Annotated in this window: 20 protein-coding genes; 11 read left to right on the forward strand and 9 right to left on the reverse strand. The window is 60.1% G+C overall.

Translation table 11 applies throughout. The features are described from left to right. Nucleotides 1-22: 22 nt before the first annotated feature. The 3 genes from PMI03_RS13150 to PMI03_RS13160 form a co-directional block, all read right to left on the reverse strand. Entirely contained in the window at nucleotides 23-451 is a 429-nt protein-coding gene (locus PMI03_RS13150) for a DUF1284 domain-containing protein (RefSeq protein ID WP_007693860.1), read from the reverse strand. Further along, entirely contained in the window at nucleotides 448-1,038 is a 591-nt protein-coding gene (locus PMI03_RS13155; RefSeq protein WP_007693862.1) for a biotin transporter BioY, read from the reverse strand. Before PMI03_RS13155 ends, PMI03_RS13150 begins: the two co-directional genes overlap by 4 nt. Nucleotides 1,039-1,197: 159 nt before the next feature. After that, a complete protein-coding gene (locus PMI03_RS13160; protein WP_007693863.1) occupies nucleotides 1,198-1,866 on the reverse strand; it encodes a GntR family transcriptional regulator in 669 nt (222 codons plus the stop codon). 213 nt (nucleotides 1,867-2,079) lie between these two features. Here PMI03_RS13160 and PMI03_RS13165 point away from each other — a divergent pair, with 213 nt between their 5' ends. Beyond that, nucleotides 2,080-2,772 (forward strand): HAD family hydrolase, encoded by a 693-nt coding sequence (locus tag PMI03_RS13165; RefSeq protein ID WP_007693865.1) that lies wholly within the window; start codon nucleotides 2,080-2,082, stop codon nucleotides 2,770-2,772. 45 nt (nucleotides 2,773-2,817) lie between these two features. Here PMI03_RS13165 and PMI03_RS13170 read toward each other — a convergent pair whose 3' ends face one another. After that, nucleotides 2,818-3,453 (reverse strand): hypothetical protein, encoded by a 636-nt coding sequence (locus tag PMI03_RS13170; RefSeq protein WP_007693867.1) that lies wholly within the window; start codon nucleotides 3,451-3,453, stop codon nucleotides 2,818-2,820. A 313-nt stretch (nucleotides 3,454-3,766) separates the two neighbouring features. On the opposite strand from PMI03_RS13170, the gene thrC reads away from it, so the two are divergent. The 4 genes from thrC to PMI03_RS13190 are packed head-to-tail and all read left to right on the forward strand — an operon-like array spanning nucleotide 3,767 to nucleotide 10,058. Then, on the forward strand, nucleotides 3,767-5,164 hold the full coding sequence (gene thrC, locus PMI03_RS13175; RefSeq protein ID WP_007693869.1) for a threonine synthase: 1,398 nt from the start codon (nucleotides 3,767-3,769) through the stop codon (nucleotides 5,162-5,164). 20 nt (nucleotides 5,165-5,184) lie between these two features. Further along, entirely contained in the window at nucleotides 5,185-6,483 is a 1,299-nt protein-coding gene (locus PMI03_RS13180) for a pitrilysin family protein (protein WP_012651063.1), read from the forward strand. A 51-nt stretch (nucleotides 6,484-6,534) separates the two neighbouring features. Then, entirely contained in the window at nucleotides 6,535-7,149 is a 615-nt protein-coding gene (locus PMI03_RS13185; RefSeq protein ID WP_007693874.1) for a GNAT family N-acetyltransferase, read from the forward strand. Then, entirely contained in the window at nucleotides 7,146-10,058 is a 2,913-nt protein-coding gene (locus PMI03_RS13190) for a sensor domain-containing phosphodiesterase (RefSeq protein ID WP_007693876.1), read from the forward strand. The genes PMI03_RS13185 and PMI03_RS13190 overlap by 4 nt, the downstream gene beginning before the upstream one ends. 133 nt (nucleotides 10,059-10,191) lie before the next feature. On the opposite strand, the gene PMI03_RS13195 is transcribed toward PMI03_RS13190, so the two are convergent. The 3 genes from PMI03_RS13195 to PMI03_RS13205 all read right to left on the reverse strand — a co-directional run bounded on the left by PMI03_RS13195 (nucleotide 10,192) and on the right by PMI03_RS13205 (nucleotide 12,263). Then, nucleotides 10,192-11,247 (reverse strand): putative zinc-binding metallopeptidase, encoded by a 1,056-nt coding sequence (locus PMI03_RS13195; RefSeq protein ID WP_007693877.1) that lies wholly within the window; start codon nucleotides 11,245-11,247, stop codon nucleotides 10,192-10,194. Nucleotides 11,248-11,376: 129 nt separating this feature from the next. Beyond that, complete coding sequence (locus PMI03_RS13200; RefSeq protein WP_007693878.1) at nucleotides 11,377-11,568, reverse strand: CsbD family protein; 192 nt, start codon at nucleotides 11,566-11,568, stop codon at nucleotides 11,377-11,379. A gap of 89 nt (nucleotides 11,569-11,657) precedes the next feature. Then, the gene (locus PMI03_RS13205) at nucleotides 11,658-12,263 is read right to left on the reverse strand and encodes a YqgE/AlgH family protein (RefSeq protein ID WP_007693879.1); all 606 of its coding nucleotides are present in this window, start codon (nucleotides 12,261-12,263) and stop codon (nucleotides 11,658-11,660) included. A 182-nt stretch (nucleotides 12,264-12,445) separates the two neighbouring features. Between PMI03_RS13205 and PMI03_RS13210 the strand changes: the two genes are divergently transcribed. The 6 genes from PMI03_RS13210 to PMI03_RS13230 all read left to right on the forward strand — a co-directional run bounded on the left by PMI03_RS13210 (nucleotide 12,446) and on the right by PMI03_RS13230 (nucleotide 16,717). Continuing rightward, nucleotides 12,446-13,243, forward strand: coding sequence for a protein-disulfide reductase DsbD domain-containing protein (locus tag PMI03_RS13210; RefSeq protein ID WP_007693881.1), 798 nt, complete (start codon nucleotides 12,446-12,448; stop codon nucleotides 13,241-13,243). Nucleotides 13,244-13,324: 81 nt separating this feature from the next. Next, complete coding sequence (locus tag PMI03_RS13215) at nucleotides 13,325-13,810, forward strand: peroxiredoxin (protein ID WP_007693883.1); 486 nt, start codon at nucleotides 13,325-13,327, stop codon at nucleotides 13,808-13,810. A gap of 199 nt (nucleotides 13,811-14,009) precedes the next feature. Continuing rightward, nucleotides 14,010-14,138 (forward strand): hypothetical protein, encoded by a 129-nt coding sequence (locus tag PMI03_RS31675; RefSeq protein WP_007693885.1) that lies wholly within the window; start codon nucleotides 14,010-14,012, stop codon nucleotides 14,136-14,138. Then, on the forward strand, nucleotides 14,135-14,917 hold the full coding sequence (locus PMI03_RS13220; RefSeq protein ID WP_007693888.1) for a metal ABC transporter ATP-binding protein: 783 nt from the start codon (nucleotides 14,135-14,137) through the stop codon (nucleotides 14,915-14,917). Before PMI03_RS31675 ends, PMI03_RS13220 begins: the two co-directional genes overlap by 4 nt. Then, nucleotides 14,914-15,786, forward strand: coding sequence for a metal ABC transporter permease (locus tag PMI03_RS13225; RefSeq protein ID WP_007693890.1), 873 nt, complete (start codon nucleotides 14,914-14,916; stop codon nucleotides 15,784-15,786). Before PMI03_RS13220 ends, PMI03_RS13225 begins: the two co-directional genes overlap by 4 nt. Before the next feature lie 28 nt (nucleotides 15,787-15,814). Further along, nucleotides 15,815-16,717 carry a metal ABC transporter solute-binding protein, Zn/Mn family gene (locus PMI03_RS13230; RefSeq protein WP_007693892.1) on the forward strand — a complete coding sequence of 301 codons (903 nt, stop codon included), beginning with the start codon at nucleotides 15,815-15,817 and terminating at the stop codon, nucleotides 16,715-16,717. A 51-nt stretch (nucleotides 16,718-16,768) separates the two neighbouring features. Here PMI03_RS13230 and PMI03_RS13235 read toward each other — a convergent pair whose 3' ends face one another. Further along, complete coding sequence (locus PMI03_RS13235; RefSeq protein ID WP_007693893.1) at nucleotides 16,769-17,077, reverse strand: Dabb family protein; 309 nt, start codon at nucleotides 17,075-17,077, stop codon at nucleotides 16,769-16,771. Between the two features lie 252 nt (nucleotides 17,078-17,329). After that, the gene (locus PMI03_RS13240) at nucleotides 17,330-19,150 is read right to left on the reverse strand and encodes a hypothetical protein (protein ID WP_007693895.1); all 1,821 of its coding nucleotides are present in this window, start codon (nucleotides 19,148-19,150) and stop codon (nucleotides 17,330-17,332) included. Nucleotides 19,151-19,518 lie beyond the last annotated feature (368 nt).

Raw genomic sequence — 19,518 nt, forward strand, 5'->3', positions numbered from 1 at the left:
AACGCCCGTTGGGCTTATGGCTTCACGTAGTTTGACCCACCAGCACGCCTTTGAAACTGTCCGTGGCGATACGGCTGCAAAGCCCCGTCCATTCGCAGCCGAGACAGGCATGGCGAATGTCTCCGCTGGCAAAATGCCGGCGCAGTTTGGCGAGAAGGCTGGCATCGGGAACGACCACCGAGCCGGGCGCGAGTTCTTCGCCCAGCAGCGCGACCACATCCGCCAGGGCGGCGGCGTCGCGCTCGATCACGGAATCCTTGAAACAATGCGGCTCCTTCTCGTCGAAAAGCGGCGCGCAGATGTCGTCTGGGCCGGAGACGAGTTTGATCTCCTCTCCCGCTGTCAGACGCTCGGCTATGCGGCGATAATTGGCGGTGAAGGCCGGCGTATAGCCTTCACCGACGAAGGTCAGCATGCAGAGCAGATGATGGGCACGAAGCCGGATGGTCAATTCAGGCGCGCCTTGCCGCCATAGAGCCTCACACCCTTGAGCACGGCGGCAGCCAGCGCCGACTTCAGGACGGCACCGAGAATGAAGGGGGCAATACCGAGGAGCCAGCCCTTTTCCGCACCGATCAGCATGGCGAGCCAGGCGCCACCGATCGCCAGGCCAAGGGCGTTGCCGGCAAGATGCGCCGTAAAGCTGCGCACGACGCGATCACCGCTCCAGCCACGCTCGGCAAGCCAGCCAACCAGCGCGCCCATGATCGGAAAGGAGACGAGATAGCCGGCCGTCGGCCCCATGAAGGGGGCAATGCCGCCGGCGCCGCCGGCGAGAACTGGGAAACCGATGATCGCCTCGCCCAGCCAGGCAAGAATGGTGAGCGCACCAAGACGCCAGCCATAGAGTGCGCCGATCATGGTGACCGCAAAGGTCTGCATGGTGATCGGCACCGGCACCATCGGCACCGAGATCCACGAAGCAAGCGTCAGCATCAGCGTGCCCGCAAGAACGAAAATTGCCTTGACGATCAGCGACCGACCGCCGAGGCGCAGCGGATCGAAGGTGGTCTCTTCATGATGATGCAACAGGGACATATGGCTCTCCTTTTAAAACTATAGATAATTTTTGAGTCTCATCTATTTTTATGAAGAAAATTGGAGCGCGATGCAAGAGGCAGCCGGGTGCAATCCTCCTTTCCACCGCAAAGGTAGGCGAAAGGCCACTGCTGAATTATCTATAATTTGCGCGGAGAGCTATCCGACAATCGCAAATGCTTCGCGCGTCACCCCGGAAGGTGTCCGAACCGGTGCCCGGCCGATCCACTGCACATGTTTCTGCAGGATAGACGCAGCCTCCTCCGTCCGCCCCTGGCGCAGGGCAAAAAGGATAGCGCGATGGTCATGGTCGGTGCGCTTTTCCCAGCCCGATTGCCATGCGGAAAAGAGGAAGCGGGCGCTGGCGGCATGCAGATCATCGATCGAGGCGAGTAGCCGCGCCATATCACAGGGAGCCAGGATCAAACGGTGGAAACGGCGATTCGCTTCTTCCCAGGCGCGAACATCGGCGGCGGCATCCCCTTCCCGCGTCGCCTCCTCGGCGGCATCAAGAATGGCCGGCGTTAGATGCTGCGCCGCGTGCTTGAGCGCCAGGCTTTCGAGCGCCGCCCGCATTTCGGCGACTTCACGGACTTCCTTGAGATCGAAAGAAGCGACGCGAACGCCGCGACGGGGCTCACTGATCGCCAAACCCTGCGCCTCCAGGCGCCGGAACGCCTCACGCACTGGCACATGGCTAGCGCCGAACTCCTCGGCGATATGATCCTGCCGCAGCCGCGCATCGGGCGCGATCTCGCCGCGGATGATGCGGTCGGCAAGCACCCGGCTGATACGGCTGGCAATCGTGTCGTCGCGCTCTTTGGCCATGGCTGATCCTTAAAGGCGGGATTGCCGATTGTCGAGCACTCAAGGACCCTTTCCGCCAGCGCAGTCCAGCCATGCCCGCCGAACGGTTGAGCTTTGCCGGCGCATCGTGTAAAGCCGCACGATCCCATTTCAGAGCATGCCCCGAAGGCCGTGGACGGCTTTCGGACAAGGCGATGCCCGATCCAGCGCCCTCTTCAAAGGCAGAATATCCTCATGAGCAATGGCTTCGACCTCATCATCTTCGACTGCGACGGCGTTCTGGTCGATTCGGAAATCATCGCGGCGGAAGTCGAATCCAAGCTGCTGACGGACGCCGGCTATCCAATCAGCACCGAGGAAATGGGCGAGCGCTTCGCCGGCATGACCTGGCAGAACATCCTGTTCCAGGTTGAGCGCGAGGCGAGCATCCCGCTCTCCGCATCGCTCCTCGATAAGTCCGAGAAGCTGCTCGATCTGAAGCTCGCCAGCGACGTCAAGGCTATCCCCGGCGTACCGCTTGCCCTGTCGCGCCTGCCGATGCCGCGCTGCATCTGCTCGAATTCCAGCTCGGCGCGCCTCAACATGATGCTCACCAAGGTCGGCTACAAGGAGCTGTTCGCGCCGCACATCTATTCCGCCAAGGATCTCGGCGCCGATCGCGTCAAGCCGAAGCCGGATATCTTCCTGCATGGCGCCAAGCAAATGAATGTCTCGCCGGCCAACACAATCGTCGTCGAAGATTCCGTTCACGGCGTCCAGGCGGCGCGGGCCGCCGGCATGCGCGTCATCGGCTTTACCGGGGCATCACACACCTACCCGTCGCACGCCGACAAGCTGACGGATGCGGGCGCTGAAACGGTCATCGCCCGGATGGTTGACCTTCCGGGCGTGGTAATGGCTTTGGCGGAATGGGACGGAGTTCTGTAAGGCAGCAGGCAATAGTTTCAGCCTACTGCCTTGCTGCTTGAACGCTTAGTTTGTCGCTGCGTGCTTCCTGCGAGCCGGCTTCTCGGCCTTTGCTGGCTTCTGCGGACCTTGATCGAAGCTGAGCTGGACAATGGTGAAGCCGCCCGAACCACCGGCGACCTTGATGTCGTTTGCGGTGAACAGGAATTGCGTGGTCGTCTCGCCCGGCGGGATTTCGGCGGTGAAGTTAATGGTCTTGTCGTAGAGCGCCGTGTTGTTGTCCATGACGGCGACATGCACCGGCAGGGTGACCGTGCCGGAACTACCCATCGGGCCGGCGACAAGACGCCCTTGGGCGGCAATGTTGATGCCAAGGCTGGTGCCATCGCTCGTGCACTGGCGCGTCGCCTGGGCGAGCGATGCCTGATAGGTCAACTGGTTCGGATCGTCCTTGGCGCCCTTGGCATAGGTGCGATAGGTGGATGCCTCGTCGCGGATCACCACTTGCGGGCATTTGCCGGCGATATAGGCCTGACCGCCGGTGACCGGCTGGGCAGAGCCAGCAGCTCCCGCCGCAGGCGCCACCGTCACATCCGTCGCGGGCTGCTTGTCGCCGCCACCGCCGAAACCGAGAGAACTGCAACCTGCCAGCAATGCCAGAAGCGAAGCGGAGAAAAGACGACGCGAAACCCTGCCAAACACTATAATTCCACCCTCTGCATATAATTTACATTATCGGCCTGCAGCCTGTTCGACGGGCCTTTTATGACACTTGGCGATGGTCTATACCAGCGACGCAGCGAAAAATCGATTGGGTAGACACCGTTTTGGCTCACTTTTCGACGTCGACAGATTGGCGAAAGCCGCCGCCCTCCGGAAGCCACCGGACGGACATTGCGCAAACGCGAAAACCACGCGGCTGATCCGACGCAAAAAGACGGACGGCCATCGCTTCGTTCTTCTACTCTCTCAACCCATCACTCAGGCAATTTTGCGACCAAAGGAATTCTATACCGTGGACTATATCTCAACGCGGGGAGAAGCCCCTGCCCTTGGCTTCTGCGACGCTCTTCTGGCCGGCCTTGCTCGTGATGGCGGGCTCTATGTTCCCCGGCAATGGCCGAGCCTGACGAAAAAAGAGATTCGCGCCTTCCGCGGCAAGAGCTACCAGGAGGTCGCCTTCGCGGTGCTGTCGCCCTTCACCAATGGCGAAATCCCCGATGACGTCTTCCGCGGCATGATCGATGAGGCCTATGCCACCTTCCGTCACCCGGCCGTCGCCCCGCTGGTGCAGACCGGTCCGAACAGCTTCGTCATGGAGCTGTTCCACGGCACGACGCTCGCCTTCAAGGATGTCGCCATGCAGCTGCTCGCGCGACTGATGGACTATGCGCTGGAAAAGCGCGGGCAACGGGCGACCATCGTCGGTGCGACCTCGGGCGACACGGGCGGCGCTGCGATCGATGCCTTTGCCGGACGCGACCGCACGGACATCTTCATTCTCTTCCCCAACGGCAAGGTCTCGCCGGTGCAGCAGCGGCAGATGACGACCTCGACGGCCGCCAACGTGCATGCGCTGGCGATCAACGGCAATTTCGACGATTGCCAGAACCTTGTCAAAGCGATGTTCAACGACAAGGCTTTCCGCGACGGCGTCAGGCTGTCCGGCGTCAATTCGATCAACTGGGCACGCATCATGGCGCAGGTGGTCTATTACTTCACCACCGCCGTCGCGCTCGGCGGGCCGGACCGGAAGATTTCCTTCACTGTCCCCACAGGTAATTTCGGCGATATCTTCGCCGGCTATGTCGCCAAGCGCATGGGTCTGCCGATCGACCGGCTGGTGATCGCGACCAATGAAAACGATATCCTCGCCCGCACGCTGAAGACCGGGCGCTACGAGATGCGCGCGGTCAAGTCGACCACGGCGCCGTCGATGGACATCCAAATCTCCTCCAATTTCGAACGGCTATTGTTCGAAGCCCATGGCCGCGATGCATCGAAGGTGCGCGCCGCGATGGAAAGCCTGAAACAATCGAACGGTTTCGCGATCGGCGAAGACGCACTGAAGTTCATCAAGAAGGACTTCCGGGCCGGCCGTGCCAGCGAAAAGCAGGTGGCCGCGACAATCCGCAAAACCCTCGACGACACCGGATATCTCATCGACCCGCACACCGCCATTGGCGTCTTCGTGGCGGAAAAGAATGAGAAACCAACGAGTCCCATGGTGACGCTTGCAACCGCGCACCCGGCAAAATTCCCCGCCGCAGTAAAATCGGCATGTGGTATTGACCCGGCGCTTCCGACGTGGCTTGCTGGACTGATGAACAGGGAGGAGCGTTTCGACGTCCTCGATCCGGAGCTTAAAGCCGTTGAAACTTTCATCGGCAACCATACTCGGGCCGGGGAATGATAAACGCAGAAAGACAAGCGATGACAGTGGAGTGCACCCGGCTTGCGTCCGGGTTGACAGTAGCGACCCAAACGATGCCACATCTGGAAAGCGTGGCGCTTGGCGTTTGGATCAAATCGGGTTCGCGTAACGAAACCGAGGCGGAGCACGGCATCGCCCATCTGCTCGAACACATGGCGTTCAAGGGCACTGCCCGCCGCTCCGCGCGGCAGATCGCCGAGGAAATCGAGAATGTCGGCGGCGAAGTCAACGCCGCCACCTCCACCGAGACGACCTCCTATTATGCCCGCGTGTTGCGGGACGATGTGCCGCTCGCCGTCGATATCCTTGCCGATATTCTGACCGAGTCCGCCTTCGACGAAGAGGAACTGGCCCGCGAAAAGCAGGTCATTCTTCAGGAAATCAACGCGGCGAACGACACGCCCGACGACGTGGTCTTCGACAAGTTTTCCGAAGTCGCTTATCGTGGCCAGACGCTTGGACGCGCCATCCTCGGCACGCCGGAAACCGTCGTTTCCTTCTCGCCCGCACAGATTCGCGGCTATCTCGACCGCAACTACACGACCGACCGCATGTTCGTGGTGGCCGCCGGTGCCGTGGACCATGACAGCTTCGTGCGCCAGGTCGAGGAGCGTTTTTCCAGCCTGCCGACCAAACCGTCCGCTCCGCCCATCATTGAGCCGGCCCGCTATATCGGCGGCAATATCCGCGAGACGCGCGACCTGATGGATGCGCAGATCCTGCTCGGCTTCGAGGGCCGCGCTTACCACACGCGCGATTTCTACTGTTCGCAGATCCTTGCCAATGTGCTTGGCGGCGGCATGTCCTCGCGGCTGTTCCAGGAAGTGCGCGAGCTTCGCGGTCTCTGCTATTCCGTCTATGCCTTCCATTGGGGCTTTTCCGACACCGGCATCTTCGGCATCCATGCCGCCACCGGCGGCGAAAACCTGCCGGAACTGGTGCCGGTCATCGTCGACGAACTGCACAAAGCCTCCCACAAGATCGAGCAGCAGGAAATCGAGCGCGCCCGCGCCCAGATCCGCGCGCAGTTGCTGATGGGTCAGGAAAGCCCGGCAGCCCGCGCAGGTCAGGTCGCCCGGCAGATGATGCTCTATGGCCGGCCGATCCCGAACCAGGAGATGCAGGAGCGTCTGCAGGGCATTACCATCGAACGCCTGACGGACCTTGCCGGCCGCCTGTTCTTCGATACTGTGCCGACGCTGTCGGCGATCGGACCGCTGGAGCAGCTGGCGCCGATGGAAGACATCGTCACGTCGCTGTCTTCATCGACCCCCGCCTCCAAAAGCGCGAGCGGCTAAAACCCGCTTCGCGTGCCGATCGGATCAATTCTCGGGGGAGTGTTGGGCGGAATGCAAAAATCGGTCTTTCGGTTTCTGTCACGTCATCCGGACGCGGTTGAACTTGAAGACGCGACCTATGTGCTGCGCCTGCCGCGTTATTCTGATTTTAACCAATGGCACAGGCTGAGAGCCGAGAGCCGCCGTTTTCTGGAGCCCTGGGAGCCGACCTGGCGCCACGATGAGCTGACTGAAGGCGCTTATCGGGCCAGAGTCATTCGGGGAAAACAGGAATACAGCTCCGGCCAGGCCATTCCTCTTTTCGTTTTCCTTAAGGAAAACAGCACATTACTTGGCGGCATCACGATTGGCTATATTCGCCGGGGTGCCGCGCAAAGCTGCATGATCGGATATTGGATGGGCGAGCGTCATTCCGGTCAGGGCCATATGTTCGCCGCACTTCGGTTGGTTATACCCTATATCTTTTCCGGACTTGAGTTGCACCGTATTGAAGCAGCCTGTATTCCGGATAACGAGCGTAGCATACGGCTTTTAGAAAAGGCCGGTTTCCAACGGGAAGGTCATTTGCGCGGTTATCTCAAAATCAACGGTCAGTGGCGTGATCACGTGATGTTTTCCCGGTTGGTGTCCGACACCGACTTGAACGGAAACTCCGTCAAGCGATGACCGCCGCGCTCAAGCCATCCTTGCCGGTGACCAAATGGCCGTCCGCGATCCTCGCGGCCCTTGCGGCTACTATTCTGTTTTTCCTGGCCGGCATGGCGCAGGCGGCCGAGCCTGTGAAGATTTCGCGCGACGACACCGCGCTGGACCTCACCGCGACGACGGAGATCTACACCAACCAGGGCGAGGCCTTTCAGGTCTCCACGGCCGCCGGCGCCGACGGTATTCGTCGCCGAATCGAGGTACGCTCCTCTTCACCCAACCATCAGGGCGACTGGGCCGTCTTCGCGCTCGCCAATGTCTCGGAAGAGCAGCTTGAGCGCGTCATCGTCGCCCCCCACTTCCGTCTGGTAAATTCGAAGATGTTCTGGCCGGATCTCGGCTCGCAACGCATCGTCGCGATCACACCGAGCGAAGGCTTCGCGCTGGACCGTCAGCCGAGCGACGAGGCCGATGTCTTCCGCATCACGCTGAACCCGGGCGCTGTCGTCACCTTCGTCGCCGAGCTTTCCTCGCCGAACCTGCCGCAGCTCTATCTCTGGGAGCCGAACGCCTACAAGGATACGGTCAACGCCTTCACGCTCTATCGCGGCATCGTGCTCGGCATTGCCGGCCTGCTGGCGGTGTTCCTGACCATTCTCTTCGTCGTCAAGGGCACCTCGATGCTGCCGGCGACGGCCGCACTTGCGTGGGCGGTGCTCGGGTATATCTGCGTCGACTTCGGCTTCCTCGGCAAACTCATCAGCATTACCTCCAGCGATCAGCGAATATGGCGCGCCTGTGCGGAGGTGGCGCTCGCGTCGAGCCTGGTGATCTTCCTGTTCACCTATCTGAACCTCAATCGTTGGCATGCCCATCTGGGCTACGTGACGCTCGCTTGGATTCTCGGTCTCGCCTTGCTTTTCGGCGTGGCGATCTACGATCCGTCGATCGCGTCCGGCATCGCGCGCCTGTCGCTGGCGCTGACGGCGACGGCGGGCCTGCTGCTGATCATCTATCTCGGCTTCAGCCGTTACGATCGCGCCATTCTGCTGGTGCCCGCCTGGGCTCTGATCCTGGTTTGGCTGTTCGGCGGCTGGATGACGATCACCGGCAAGCTCGACAACGACATCATTCAGCCGGCGCTCGGCGGCGGCCTCGTGCTGATCGTGCTCCTGATCGGCTTCACCGTGATGCAGCATGCCTTTGCCGGCGGCGCGTTCCAGCAGGGCCTGTTCTCCGATCTCGAGCGGCAATCGCTGGCGCTGACCGGCTCCGGCGACACCGTCTGGGACTGGGATGTGGCGCGCGACCGCGTCGTAACGACACCGGATATCTCGACGAAGCTTGGCCTGTCGCCCGGAACCATGCATGGCGCGGCGCGCAACTGGCTGCCGCGGCTGCATCCCGACGATCGCGACCGTTTCCGTGCCACGCTCGATGTGCTTCTCGAACATCGCCGCGGCCGGCTGAATCATGAATTCCGCATTCGTGCCGAAGACGGGCATTTCCATTGGCTGTCGATCCGCGCCCGGCCGGTACTCGGTTCGAACGGCGAAATTATCCGCTGCGTCGGCACCATCGTCGATGTCACCGAGCAGAAGAACTCGATCGAGCGGCTGCTGCACGATGCGTTGCACGACAATCTGACCGGCCTTCCGAACCGTCAGGTCTTCCTCGACCGCCTGCAGGCCGTGCTCACTTTGGCGCCGGAAGGCAATCAGCTTCGCCCGACGGTGATGGTGATCGACATCGACCGCTACAAGCTGGTCAACGATACGCTCGGCGTTGCGGCGGGCGATAATATCCTGATTGCCCTGACCCGGCGCCTGCGCCGCCTTATGAAGCCGCAGGATACGCTGGCACGGCTCTCCGGCGACCAGTTCGGCCTCATCCTGGTGTCAGAGCGCGATCCGGCCAAGGTCGCCGATTTCGCCGATGCGATCAGCAAGGCGATCATGGTGCCTATCAACTTTGCCAATCGCGAGATCATTCTGACGGCATCGATCGGCCTGACATCCTGGGTCGACCAGCAGGAAAATGCCTCGGGCCTATTGAGCGATGCCGAGCTTGCGATGTACCGCGCCAAGCGCGCCGGCGGCAATCGCGTCGAGCCTTTCCAGCCCGCCTTCCGCAGCTTCGGCACCGACCGCCTACAGCTTGAAACGGATCTGCGCCGCGCCGTCGAGCGCAAGGAACTGTCGCTGGTCTACCAGCCGATTGTTCGACTGGAAGACGCTGAGGTTGCCGGTTTCGAGGCGCTGATGCGCTGGGAACATCCCAAGCGCGGCAATATTCCGCCGTCGGAATTCATCCCGATCGCCGAAGCCTCCGATATTATCGGCCCGCTCGGCATGTTCGCGCTGGAACAGGCGACCAACGACCTGATGGCCTGGCAGCGCCAGACGGGCGACCTGCCGCTCTTCGTATCCATCAACCTCTCCAGCGTGCAGCTCCTCAACAACGAGCTTTACGACGATATCCGAGCCCTGCTCGCGAAAACCCATTGCGAACCGCACCGCATCAAGCTCGAATTGACGGAATCGCAGGTGATGGAGAACCCGGAACAGGCCCGCCTCGTGCTCGGCAAGCTGCGCGATGCCGGCATCGGCCTGGCGCTTGACGATTTCGGCACCGGCTATTCCTCGCTCTCCTACCTCACCCGTTTCCCCTTCGACACGATCAAGCTCGACAAGACGATGGTCTGTGACGAAAGCGACAAGAAGGCCATACTTCTGCGCTCCGTCATCTCCATGGCCCGCGAACTCAACATGCGCGTCGTCGCCGAAGGTATCGAATCGGAAGAAGACGCGCTCGAACTCGCCAAGATGGGCTGCGCCTACGGCCAGAGCTTCATCTTCGGACCGCCGATGGGCACGGACTCGGTGCTGCGGCTGCTGAAGGAACGCTTTCCGCTGACGAAGCGGGCTTGATATAATATCCACCTCCCCCTTTGATGGGGGAGGTCGCGCGGAACGCGCGGGTGGGGGTGACCCTGAATGCGAGGAGACATCACCCTACCCCGGAGCTTCGCTCCGACCCTACCCCTCAAGGGAAGGGTGAAAATCACACCCCGCCAATCACCTGCCGGATATATTCCAGCTTCGTCACCACCGGCGACGACAGGATGAATGGGTACGCATCCGGCTGGCCCATGCTGCGCTGGATGGCATTGATGGCGACGCTCAAGGGGATCCAGGCGCTGACCAGCTGCGCGGCGCTTTCGGCCCTATAGGGATTGAAATCCACCTCGGCCGCCATCTCGTGATAGCCGAAGGGATCAACCGCCAGGCCGAAAGAGCGGGCGGTCTCCAGCGTGTCGACGATATGGAGATAATGCGCGAAACATTCGGCGAAATCTTCCCAGGGGTGGGCGCTGGCATAGGCACTGATGAAATTGTCCCGCCAGTTCGGCGGCGGGCCGTTGTCATAGTGTTGCTGCAGGGCAACTCCGTAATCCACCCGCTCGTCGCCGAAGACGGCGCGGAAGGTGTCGAACTGGTTGCGGTCGCGGATCAGCTTGTTCCAGATGAAATGGCCGGTCTCGTGGCGGAAATGGCCGAGCAAGGTGCGGTAAGGCTCGTTCATCGAGGCACGCGCCTGTTCGCGCGTCACGTCATCGGCCTCGGCGGCGCGAATGGCGATCAGTCCTTCCTCATGCCCGGTCCTGGCCGGTACGACATAACCGCCCTGCACCTCGTCCTCGAGGAAATCGAAGACCAGACCGCCCTGCGGATCCTGCTTGCGATCGGGATGCGGCAGGTTCCAGCGCAACAGCGAATAAAACAGATGCCGCTCCGCCTGGCCGATCCGCCGCCAACGGTCGATGCCCTGTTGCGTATCGGTGTTCGGTACTAGGCGATTATGGCGACACGCCAGGCAGAAAGGTTCCGGATCCGCCGCATCCACAAGCCAGTTGCAGATATCGAGCTCGGCATTGGCGCAAAAACGCACCGTGCGATCCGGCTCGGCGAGCACGCACCAACTCTGTCCATCGCCGGCCTCAAGCGCGTAGATCGCCAGAAGCTCGGGAACAAAGCCGAGCTGATGGCCGCATCGTATGCACTGCCTGTTATCGAAATGCACCGGCTGGCCGCAATGGTCACAGGCAAAAAGCCGCATGGAAAGCCCCCACAATTAAGCCATGACGGACATAAAAGAGCCTGTCGCGCGTTCGTGACAGGCTCTTTGCTTTGGCAGTCTATCAAACGGCGCGGCGATTTATAAGCCAATGCTTAATCGCCAGTCCGATCACATCCGGTCGACCGCACCCTTGACCTTGTCCTTGGCCTTGCCGACAGCCGATTGCACCTTGCCCTTAGTTTCCTGGGCTGCCCCTTCGGCGCGCATGCGCTTGTCATCGGTGGCCTTGCCGACGGCCTGTTTGGCCTTGCCGGCCACTTCATTGACCTTGCCGGATATCTTGTCACTCATGCTGCCCATGTCTAGCACCTCCTCATTCGGCACCAGCGGAGTTGCCGGTGCTGTCAGGAGGAAACGTCACGAGAAGTGTTTCGTTCCGCGCAAATAGATTACGCGTGCCCCGCATGCGGCGACAGCATGGCGGCGTTGATGCCCATCAAAGCCAGAGCGCGTTCATACTTGTCGTCAAGGCTGCGGTCGAAAATCAACTCCTCATTGGCCGGGCAGTTCAGCCAGCCGTTGCTGCCGATCTCCGCCTCCAGTTGGCCTGCTCCCCAGCCGGCGTAGCCAAGCAACATGGTGGCGCGCTTCGGCCCGCTTCCCCTGGAAATGGCGCGCACGATATCCAGCGTCGCCGTCAGGCTGATGTCATCGCTGACCGGGATGCTGCCGTCGCTCAGATAGTCGTCGGAGTGCAGGACGAAGCCCCGGCCACTTTCGACCGGTCCGCCGGTCTGAATCGGGAAATCCCGTGCGACTGGCGGCAGGACGATGGCATCGTCGTCCTTGATCATATCCAGATGCAGCAGCACGTCGGTAAAGGTCAGGTTCTGCGCACGGTTGATGACGAAACCCATGGCGCCGGCATCGGAATGGGCACAGATATAGATCACCGTACGGTTGAAATTCCGATCCTCCATGCCGGGCATGGCAATCAGGAACTGGCCGTCGAGCAAACCTCTTTCGCGTCTATTCTTCAACGTCGATAGGGACATCGTGCCTCCTGACTGCAGTCCGTAACTGCGCCCCTGAGAAGAAAGATGGGGCAATGTCATAAATCAATCAACTGAAAATGATCATTTCTTTTTCCCGCTGTTCTGGCACAGCACGACGCCATCCGGTAAACCCTTGCTCCATGTTGGAAAAACTCTCTTTAGCCCGCCTGTTTGGAATGCCGATGGGCGTGCTCGCGGCGGCGATACTTGCCTCTTCCCCGGCCCATGCTGCCATGAGCGACTGGGCCGACAATCAGGGCGGCCGCATGCGGTTGGTGGCGCTGGCGCCGGACGCGCAAGGTCATATACGCGCCGCGTTGCAGATCGAGCCGGCACCCGGCTGGATTACCTACTGGCGAGAGCCCGGCGAGAGTGGAATTCCACCGCAGGTCAGTCCGGTGCCGGACAGTGGCGTGACGCTTACGAAGATGGGTTTTCCCGTGCCCAAGCCGATCACCGTCGGCACGATCCAGGAGATCGGCTATGACGCGCCGGTGACATTTCTGCTGGATTTTCGTGTCGAGGGCAAGCAACCGGCGACCCTCCAGCTCACGGCTTTCATCGGCCTCTGCAAGGATATCTGCATTCCGTTCCAGGCTGCGCTTTCGCTGCCACTGTCGGCCGCCGGTCAGTCGACCCCGCATGAACAGGCCTTGCTCGATGCGGCCGACGCGGCGCTGCCGCAAGGCCCGGCGCCGGATTTTACGGTCGAAAGCCACAGTCTTTCGACGGATACGAAGACACTTTCACTGCGCCTGACGCTGCCGGAGGAAACCGGAGATGCGCCGCTGATCTATGTGACCGGACCGACCGGCTACGTCTTTTTCAAACAGGCCAACGGCAAGCGCGACGGCAAGACTTTTGCGACCGACATTGCCATCGGCAAGCTGCCGAAAAATTACGATATCAAGGGCAAGAACTGGGGCATTCTCGTCATCGACGGCGAGCATGCCATGGAAACCACGCTTGCGTTCGAATAGGCCGGATCTATAGTTTCGCCCGACATCTTCATTCGGGGCGGTGGTTGAGCCGCCCCACAATCGCGACCCAAGGAGAGAGCCATGACCATCGCTATCGGCGACAAGCTGCCTGCCGCCACCTTCAAGGAAAAGACCGCCGACGGCCCGGTGGAAATCACCACGGAACAGCTTTTTGCCGGCAAGTGCGTCGTGCTGTTCGCCGTTCCCGGCGCCTTCACGCCCACCTGCTCGCTGAACCACCTGCCGGGCTACCTGGAAAACCGCGACGCTATCCTCGCCAAGGGCGTCGACGACATCGCCGTGATCTCCGTCAACGACTGGCACGTCATGGGCGCCTGGGCGCAATCCTCCGGCGGCCTCGGCAAGATCCACTTCCTCGCCGACTGGGACGGCTCCTTCGCCAAGGCCGTCGGCCTTGACGTCGACCTCTCCGCCGGCGGCCTCGGTGTGCGCTCCAAGCGCTACTCCATGCTGGTGGAAAACGGCGTGGTAAAGACACTCAACATCGAGGAAAGCCCCGGCCAGGCCACGGTCTCGGCAGCGGCTGCGATGATCGAGCAGCTTTGAGCGCTTCCGAGCTTCGATAAACAAAAGAGGGCGCCAGACGGCGCCCTCTTTTGCTTTGAGGCTAATCACGGCGACACTCACGGAAATATCTTCCCATCAACATTTCAGTCCGCAACACCCATCTATCCACACCCCGCCTCTTTTTCGCCGCATTCTCTCGGCTACTACACGTAACGTTATTACATTAAGAGAACGCCGCATGCCCTTCAGCAACGATCCCTTCGCCTCATCCCTGATCGGGCGCTCCGTGTTGACGCGTCTGGTCTTTGTCGCGGTCGGCATTGCGGCTCTCTGGGCGGCCATCGGCTGGGCGGTGGCCTTGGCATGAGCGCTCTGATCCGCCTTGACAATCTCACCGTCACCTATGAGCGCCATCCGGCCGTTCATCATGTCTCCGGCGCCTTCCAGGCGGGCAGCTTGACGGCGATTGCCGGGCCGAACGGGGCGGGCAAATCGACGCTTTTGAAGGCGATCATCGGCGAGCTCCGGGTCGCTGAGGGCTCGATCGATCGCGGCCAGCTGACGCGCAATGATTTCGGCTATCTGCCGCAGGCGGCGGAGGTCAACCGCCGCTTTCCGATTTCGGTTGCCGATACGATCATGCTCGGCGCCTGGAAGAATTCCGGTGCCTTCGGCCGCTTTTCCCGCGAGGACGCCGAGCGCGCGCGCGATGCGCTGGCCGCCGTTGGCCTTTCCGGTTTCGAGCGCCGGCATATCGGCTCGCTCTCGGCCGGACAGTTCCAGCGCGTGCTCTTTGCCCGGCTGCTGCTGCAGGACGCCCGCGTCATCCTGCTCGACGAACCTTTTACCGCCATCGACCAGCGCACGACGCGCGACCTGCTCGACATCGTGCTGCGCTGGCATGGCGACGGGCGCACGGTCATTGCCGTGCTGCATGATTTCGATCAGGTGCGGGCGCATTTTCCCGAGACGCTGCTGATAGCCCGCGAATTGGTCGGCTGGGGCCGGACGCAGGATGTGATGAGCCCCGCCAACCTCATCCGGGCGCGAGCCATGGCCGAAAGCTGGGACGAAGACGCCGAAAGCTGCTCGCCCGAGCCGGATCATGCCGGCCACGAACTGGTGAAGCGGGAGCCGGCCGAATGACGGCCTATGATATTTTCCTCGCGCCCTTTGCCGATTACGGCTTCATGCGGCGCGCGCTGATCGCCTGCCTTTGCCTGGGCCTCGGTTCCGGCCCGATCGGCGTCTTCCTGATGCTGAGGCGCATGAGCCTGATGGGCGATGCTATGAGCCATGCGGTGCTGCCCGGTGCGGCCATCGGCTATCTGATCGCCGGCTCGCTGTCGCTGACGGCGATGGGGCTTGGCGGGCTGGTGGCGGGGCTCTCCGTGGCGCTGCTCTCCGGGCTCGTCAGCCGCATGACGGTGCTGCAGGAGGATGCGAGTTTCGCCAGCTTCTATCTGACGTCGCTGGCGCTCGGCGTGCTCATCGTCTCTCTGCGCGGGTCGAATATCGATCTGCTGCATGTGTTGTTCGGCACGATCCTCGCCATCGACGCCCCTGCCCTCTATCAGATCGGCGCGATCACCACAGTGACGCTGCTGATGCTCGCGGTCATCTACCGGCCGCTGGTGATGGAGTGCTTCGATCCCGGCTTCCTGCGCGCGGTCGGCGGACGCGGGCCGGTCTATCATTTCCTGTTTCTGCTGCTCGTCGTGCTCAACCTCGTCGCCAGCTTCCAGGCGCTCGGCACGCTGATGGCCGTGGGGCTGATGATGCTGCCGGCGGCGATCGCGCAGCTCTGGTCGCGCAGCCTGCCGGCGATGATGGCGATCGCGACGGCAACGGCGGCGGCCTCGGGCTATATCGGCCTCATCGCCTCCTACCATCTCGAATTCGCCTCCGGCCCGACCATCATCATCACGGCGAGCATCATCTACGGCTTTTCCATTCTCTTCGCACCCTCGGGCATTGCCCGCCGGTTCCTCCCCCGTTCCCATCTCAGGGGCTAATTTCCATCAATACATCAAGGAGACATTCATGAGCAAACACAGACTGCTTCTCTCCACGGCTGCGGCCGCCTTCGTCGCCTTCGGCGTCGCGGCTCCCGCATCCGCCGAAACGCTAAACGTCGTCGCCTCTTTCACCGTGCTTGCCGACGTCGTCAAGCAGGTTGGCGGCGACCATGTGAAGGTGTCGAGTCTCGTCGGCCCGAACGGTGACCCCCATGAATTCGAGCCCTCACCGGCCGACGCCAAGAAGCTGAATGCCGCCAAGGTCACCTTCGTCAGCGGCGAAGGCCTGGAAGGCTGGATGGACCGGCTGATCAGCGCCTCGGGCTACAAGGGCACGCCAGTCGTCGCCTCGGAAGGCATCAACACCCGCACCATGGTCGACGACGGCAAGACGGTTACCGATCCTCATGTCTGGAACAGCCCGGTCAATGTGAAGATCTGGGTCGCCAACATCGAAAAGGCGCTGTCCGCCGCCGACCCGGCCGACGCCGCCGATTTCAAGGCCAATGCCGAGCGCTACACCAAGACGCTCACCGAGCTTGACGCCTATGCCCACGGCAAGTTCGACAAGATTGCCGACGACCGCCGCAAGGTGCTCACCAGCCATGACGCCTTCGGCTATTTCGGCCGCGAATACAATGTCAGCTTCCTGTCGCCGCTCGGCGTTTCCACCGAGACCGAAGCCTCGGCCGCCAACGTCGCCAAGCTGATCGAGCAGATCAAGACCGAGCATGTGAAGACCTATTTCTTCGAGAACTCGAACGATCCGCGCCTGGTCAAGCAGGTTGCCAAGGCCACCGGCGCCGAGCCGGGCGGCGAGCTCTATGTCGAATCCCTCTCCAAGGCCAACGGCCCGGCTCCGACATATGAAAAAATGTTCCGTTATAACGTTGACCAGCTCGCCGCCGCGATGGCGAAATCGAGCTGAGATATCAGGACAGAGAGGGCCGCGGGCACCCGCCCGCGGCCCTACTTTTATTTAGAGATTGAGATCGAAGACCAGCAGCCCGGCAAGCCCGCCATCGGTCGACGAGACGATGCGCTCGCCAACGGCAACATGCTCCGGATGCACCAGATAGGCATCCCGCGCCTCGGCACTTTCAAACGTCACCGCAAACCCATCGACAAAGCCGCCATGCAACCCTTCCGGCGAGACATTCGGCCCGTATTTGATATCGACGATGCCGGGAATGACCTGCTGCAACGCGGCCACGGATTCGAAAAGCGCTTTCTTCTCATCCTGTGTCATGGCGGATTTGAGCCGTAAGAAAACGCAATGCAGGATCATGGATACAGCCTCCCTGGATGTTGGGGGCAGCATAGAGGGAAAGGGGGATGGGGCAAGATGCAGAGTCGCGATGTTTGGGCTTTTGGGTGATCACCTACAATGACCGTTTTCGCTCTATTGCGGACGTAGAACCTGATGGCTTACCCCAAAAGTCTTATCCAGTTTCGAAGTGCCTCAAAGGCAGCAGTAGTTGAAATTTCCCGGGTTAAGGTGGTTCCTGCCGTGATTACCAATGTCTCAGTCAGCAGGAGCTTAACGATGCGGTACGCTCGCCGCGTCGCTAAGGCTCAAAAGTGTACCTTTTGGCTTTCGATCAAATGTTGAACGACCTTCGAGCATCTGAACAAAGGCCTCATTCCGATTGCTAGCACGATCCACCAACCGGTCGAACGCAACAACTTCGAGCATGAGGTTCAACGTCTTGTAATACCGATATGCCATCCGGCCACCGTAGTTGGTGATCATGAAATCCTCCATCTCCAGATAGCTTTGTAGGTTATCGTTCCAATCGGCCAGGACATATCCCCGCACCATCGTGTCGGGAGAGATGGTGATCTCTCGTCCGCTTGAGGTTTTGACCTTGCCCTTCTTACGGATATCCGAAATCTGCTTTTTTAGCTGGTCCACGGGGTCGTTCGTGGCGCTATCGCTGTCAGCGGCGTACCCGGTCTTCTGAGGCCGCTTCATCTCGACGACCATCAATTCGTTTTCGTTATTTATAAGGAGATCGTGCGCGTACTGACCTTTGGCCCGATAGTTTCCGTCCGGCGTCCGATCACTGGAGATATACTGAGCGTAAGCAAGATCGTCATCTAGCAACCAGAGGTTATGCGAGCTATAATCTACTTCCTCACTGTCTTTGTAGCGCGGATAGATCAGCTGGTGCACCTTGTCTTCCGTTGCAAGGCCATCCTCTTCCTTTTTCAACAACTCGCGAAAAATCCGAATTACATGGTTTCTGTATGCTACATAAACCGCCAGAGCTTCCTTCGCGTCTTCAGGAATTTGCGTCTTAACAAGGTGGACGAGCTGATCGATGCTCGCGTTACCATCTAGTTTTGTGAAATCAAACTTCTTGCGGAATCTCTCGACAAATAGGTCCTGTGCGAGCTGCTCCCGCGTTTCCGTGATCGCGCGCTTTCGCACAAAGTCTGCGGCGGACTTATCACCTAGACCGCGCCGCAAGAGAGGATCGATCGCAATAAGATGTTCAACATCTGCGGCCATCTTGGCTCTTCGTTCGGCAGTGTAGGCGTTCTCGATCTCCAAAATGTGCTGTTTTGCCAAGGCGATCAGGTGATCTTTAATGGACTTTCTCTTACCGTCATACTCGATTTTTGCATGCAGATTTGTGATCCTGTCACGCGATTGAGAAGATGCAAAGAAGTCACTTGAGACCGCAACAAGATAGAAATACCGGCGTAGGCCATCCTCTCCCATTTCGGAAAATGGCTTGTCGTTCAGGCCAGAAGAGATATTTTCGAGGTCGCTGGCAGCCCGGTTGTTCGCGTAAAAATACAGTCGGTGCTTCTTCGCTTGCGCTTCACCTACCTTGAAGTAGCTGAATTCAAATAGCCTATCGACCTGCCCGATTTCAAGATTCTCGACCTTGGAGCCCCCAATTGAAAGCGATTTGTGGAAATAGTCGTGAAGGTTGACTCGAAGCCCTTGAACTGTAAGGAAAAAGTTCTGCGGTACTTTCTTCTGGATGAATTCGATTAGGAAGTGATCCAACAGCGCTGAAGCTATTGCTTCCTGCCCATCTTCGAAATACCGCTCTCCATCCAAGTCAAAGAAGTCTTGCGACTCTGGCAGCGGCGACTTCATTAGCGCGGTCAAGCCCGTGTCGAAACGATGGGCTCCGGCTCCTACGTCCGGGGAAACCTCGATAAGATTATCATCGGTTGCGAACGGCTCATATCTATAAGAGCCGCTAGAAGTCCAGCCGTCTGAACCGGTCTGCCGAGAAGAGTAGAAGACCTCCTTGAAGATTTTGAACGCGATAAATCTTCCGAAGCCCTTCCCCCCTCGCTCGTATTTATTACCGGTAAGGGGAGTGAGAAAGGCGCCCAAGTTTTTGTCGTCGAACCCGACACCATTATCGGCGATTAGGATTTCCTGGCCATCGACATCGAATTCGATCTCGATGTGTCCTTTTTCTTCGACGTCATCGCCCCTCTAGTGAGTGGAAGGAATTAGACACAGCCTCGTAAAGAGGAAAAAGGAAGCCCTCTAAGCCGTCAGGTAACGTCGCCCGCTTTACTTCAGATGCGAGATCAATTGATTTGTGCTTCACGCCTGACCTCAATGCAAAAGTTGAACTACCGACAACCGATAAGATGCCTGCGTCGCCTTAGAAGAGCAACCCTTGCGTTCATACGAGTTCCGACGTCCCCAAGACCTTAACGCCGCGTAACTCTACGCGGACGGATCATAGGTTA

This window comes from Rhizobium sp. AP16 (assembly GCF_000281735.1).
GTDB lineage: Bacteria > Pseudomonadota > Alphaproteobacteria > Rhizobiales > Rhizobiaceae > Rhizobium > Rhizobium rhizogenes.

Bases quoted from the DNA above. Each gene is read 5' to 3' on its own strand.
- PMI03_RS13155 (WP_007693862.1), bottom strand. From the start codon at position 1,038: ATGTCCCTGTTGCATCATCATGAAGAGACCACCTTCGATCCGCTGCGC.
- PMI03_RS13160 (WP_007693863.1), bottom strand. From the start codon at position 1,866: ATGGCCAAAGAGCGCGACGACACGATTGCCAGCCGTATCAGCCGGGTG.
- PMI03_RS13165 (WP_007693865.1), top strand. From the start codon at position 2,080: ATGAGCAATGGCTTCGACCTCATCATCTTCGACTGCGACGGCGTTCTG.
- PMI03_RS13180 (WP_012651063.1), top strand. From the start codon at position 5,185: ATGACAGTGGAGTGCACCCGGCTTGCGTCCGGGTTGACAGTAGCGACC.
- PMI03_RS13185 (WP_007693874.1), top strand. From the start codon at position 6,535: ATGCAAAAATCGGTCTTTCGGTTTCTGTCACGTCATCCGGACGCGGTT.
- PMI03_RS13190 (WP_007693876.1), top strand. From the start codon at position 7,146: ATGACCGCCGCGCTCAAGCCATCCTTGCCGGTGACCAAATGGCCGTCC.
- PMI03_RS13195 (WP_007693877.1), bottom strand. From the start codon at position 11,247: ATGCGGCTTTTTGCCTGTGACCATTGCGGCCAGCCGGTGCATTTCGAT.
- PMI03_RS13200 (WP_007693878.1), bottom strand. From the start codon at position 11,568: ATGGGCAGCATGAGTGACAAGATATCCGGCAAGGTCAATGAAGTGGCC.
- PMI03_RS13205 (WP_007693879.1), bottom strand. From the start codon at position 12,263: ATGTCCCTATCGACGTTGAAGAATAGACGCGAAAGAGGTTTGCTCGAC.
- PMI03_RS13210 (WP_007693881.1), top strand. From the start codon at position 12,446: ATGGGCGTGCTCGCGGCGGCGATACTTGCCTCTTCCCCGGCCCATGCT.
- PMI03_RS13215 (WP_007693883.1), top strand. From the start codon at position 13,325: ATGACCATCGCTATCGGCGACAAGCTGCCTGCCGCCACCTTCAAGGAA.
- PMI03_RS31675 (WP_007693885.1), top strand. From the start codon at position 14,010: ATGCCCTTCAGCAACGATCCCTTCGCCTCATCCCTGATCGGGCGCTCC.
- PMI03_RS13220 (WP_007693888.1), top strand. From the start codon at position 14,135: ATGAGCGCTCTGATCCGCCTTGACAATCTCACCGTCACCTATGAGCGC.
- PMI03_RS13225 (WP_007693890.1), top strand. From the start codon at position 14,914: ATGACGGCCTATGATATTTTCCTCGCGCCCTTTGCCGATTACGGCTTC.
- PMI03_RS13230 (WP_007693892.1), top strand. From the start codon at position 15,815: ATGAGCAAACACAGACTGCTTCTCTCCACGGCTGCGGCCGCCTTCGTC.
- PMI03_RS13235 (WP_007693893.1), bottom strand. From the start codon at position 17,077: ATGATCCTGCATTGCGTTTTCTTACGGCTCAAATCCGCCATGACACAG.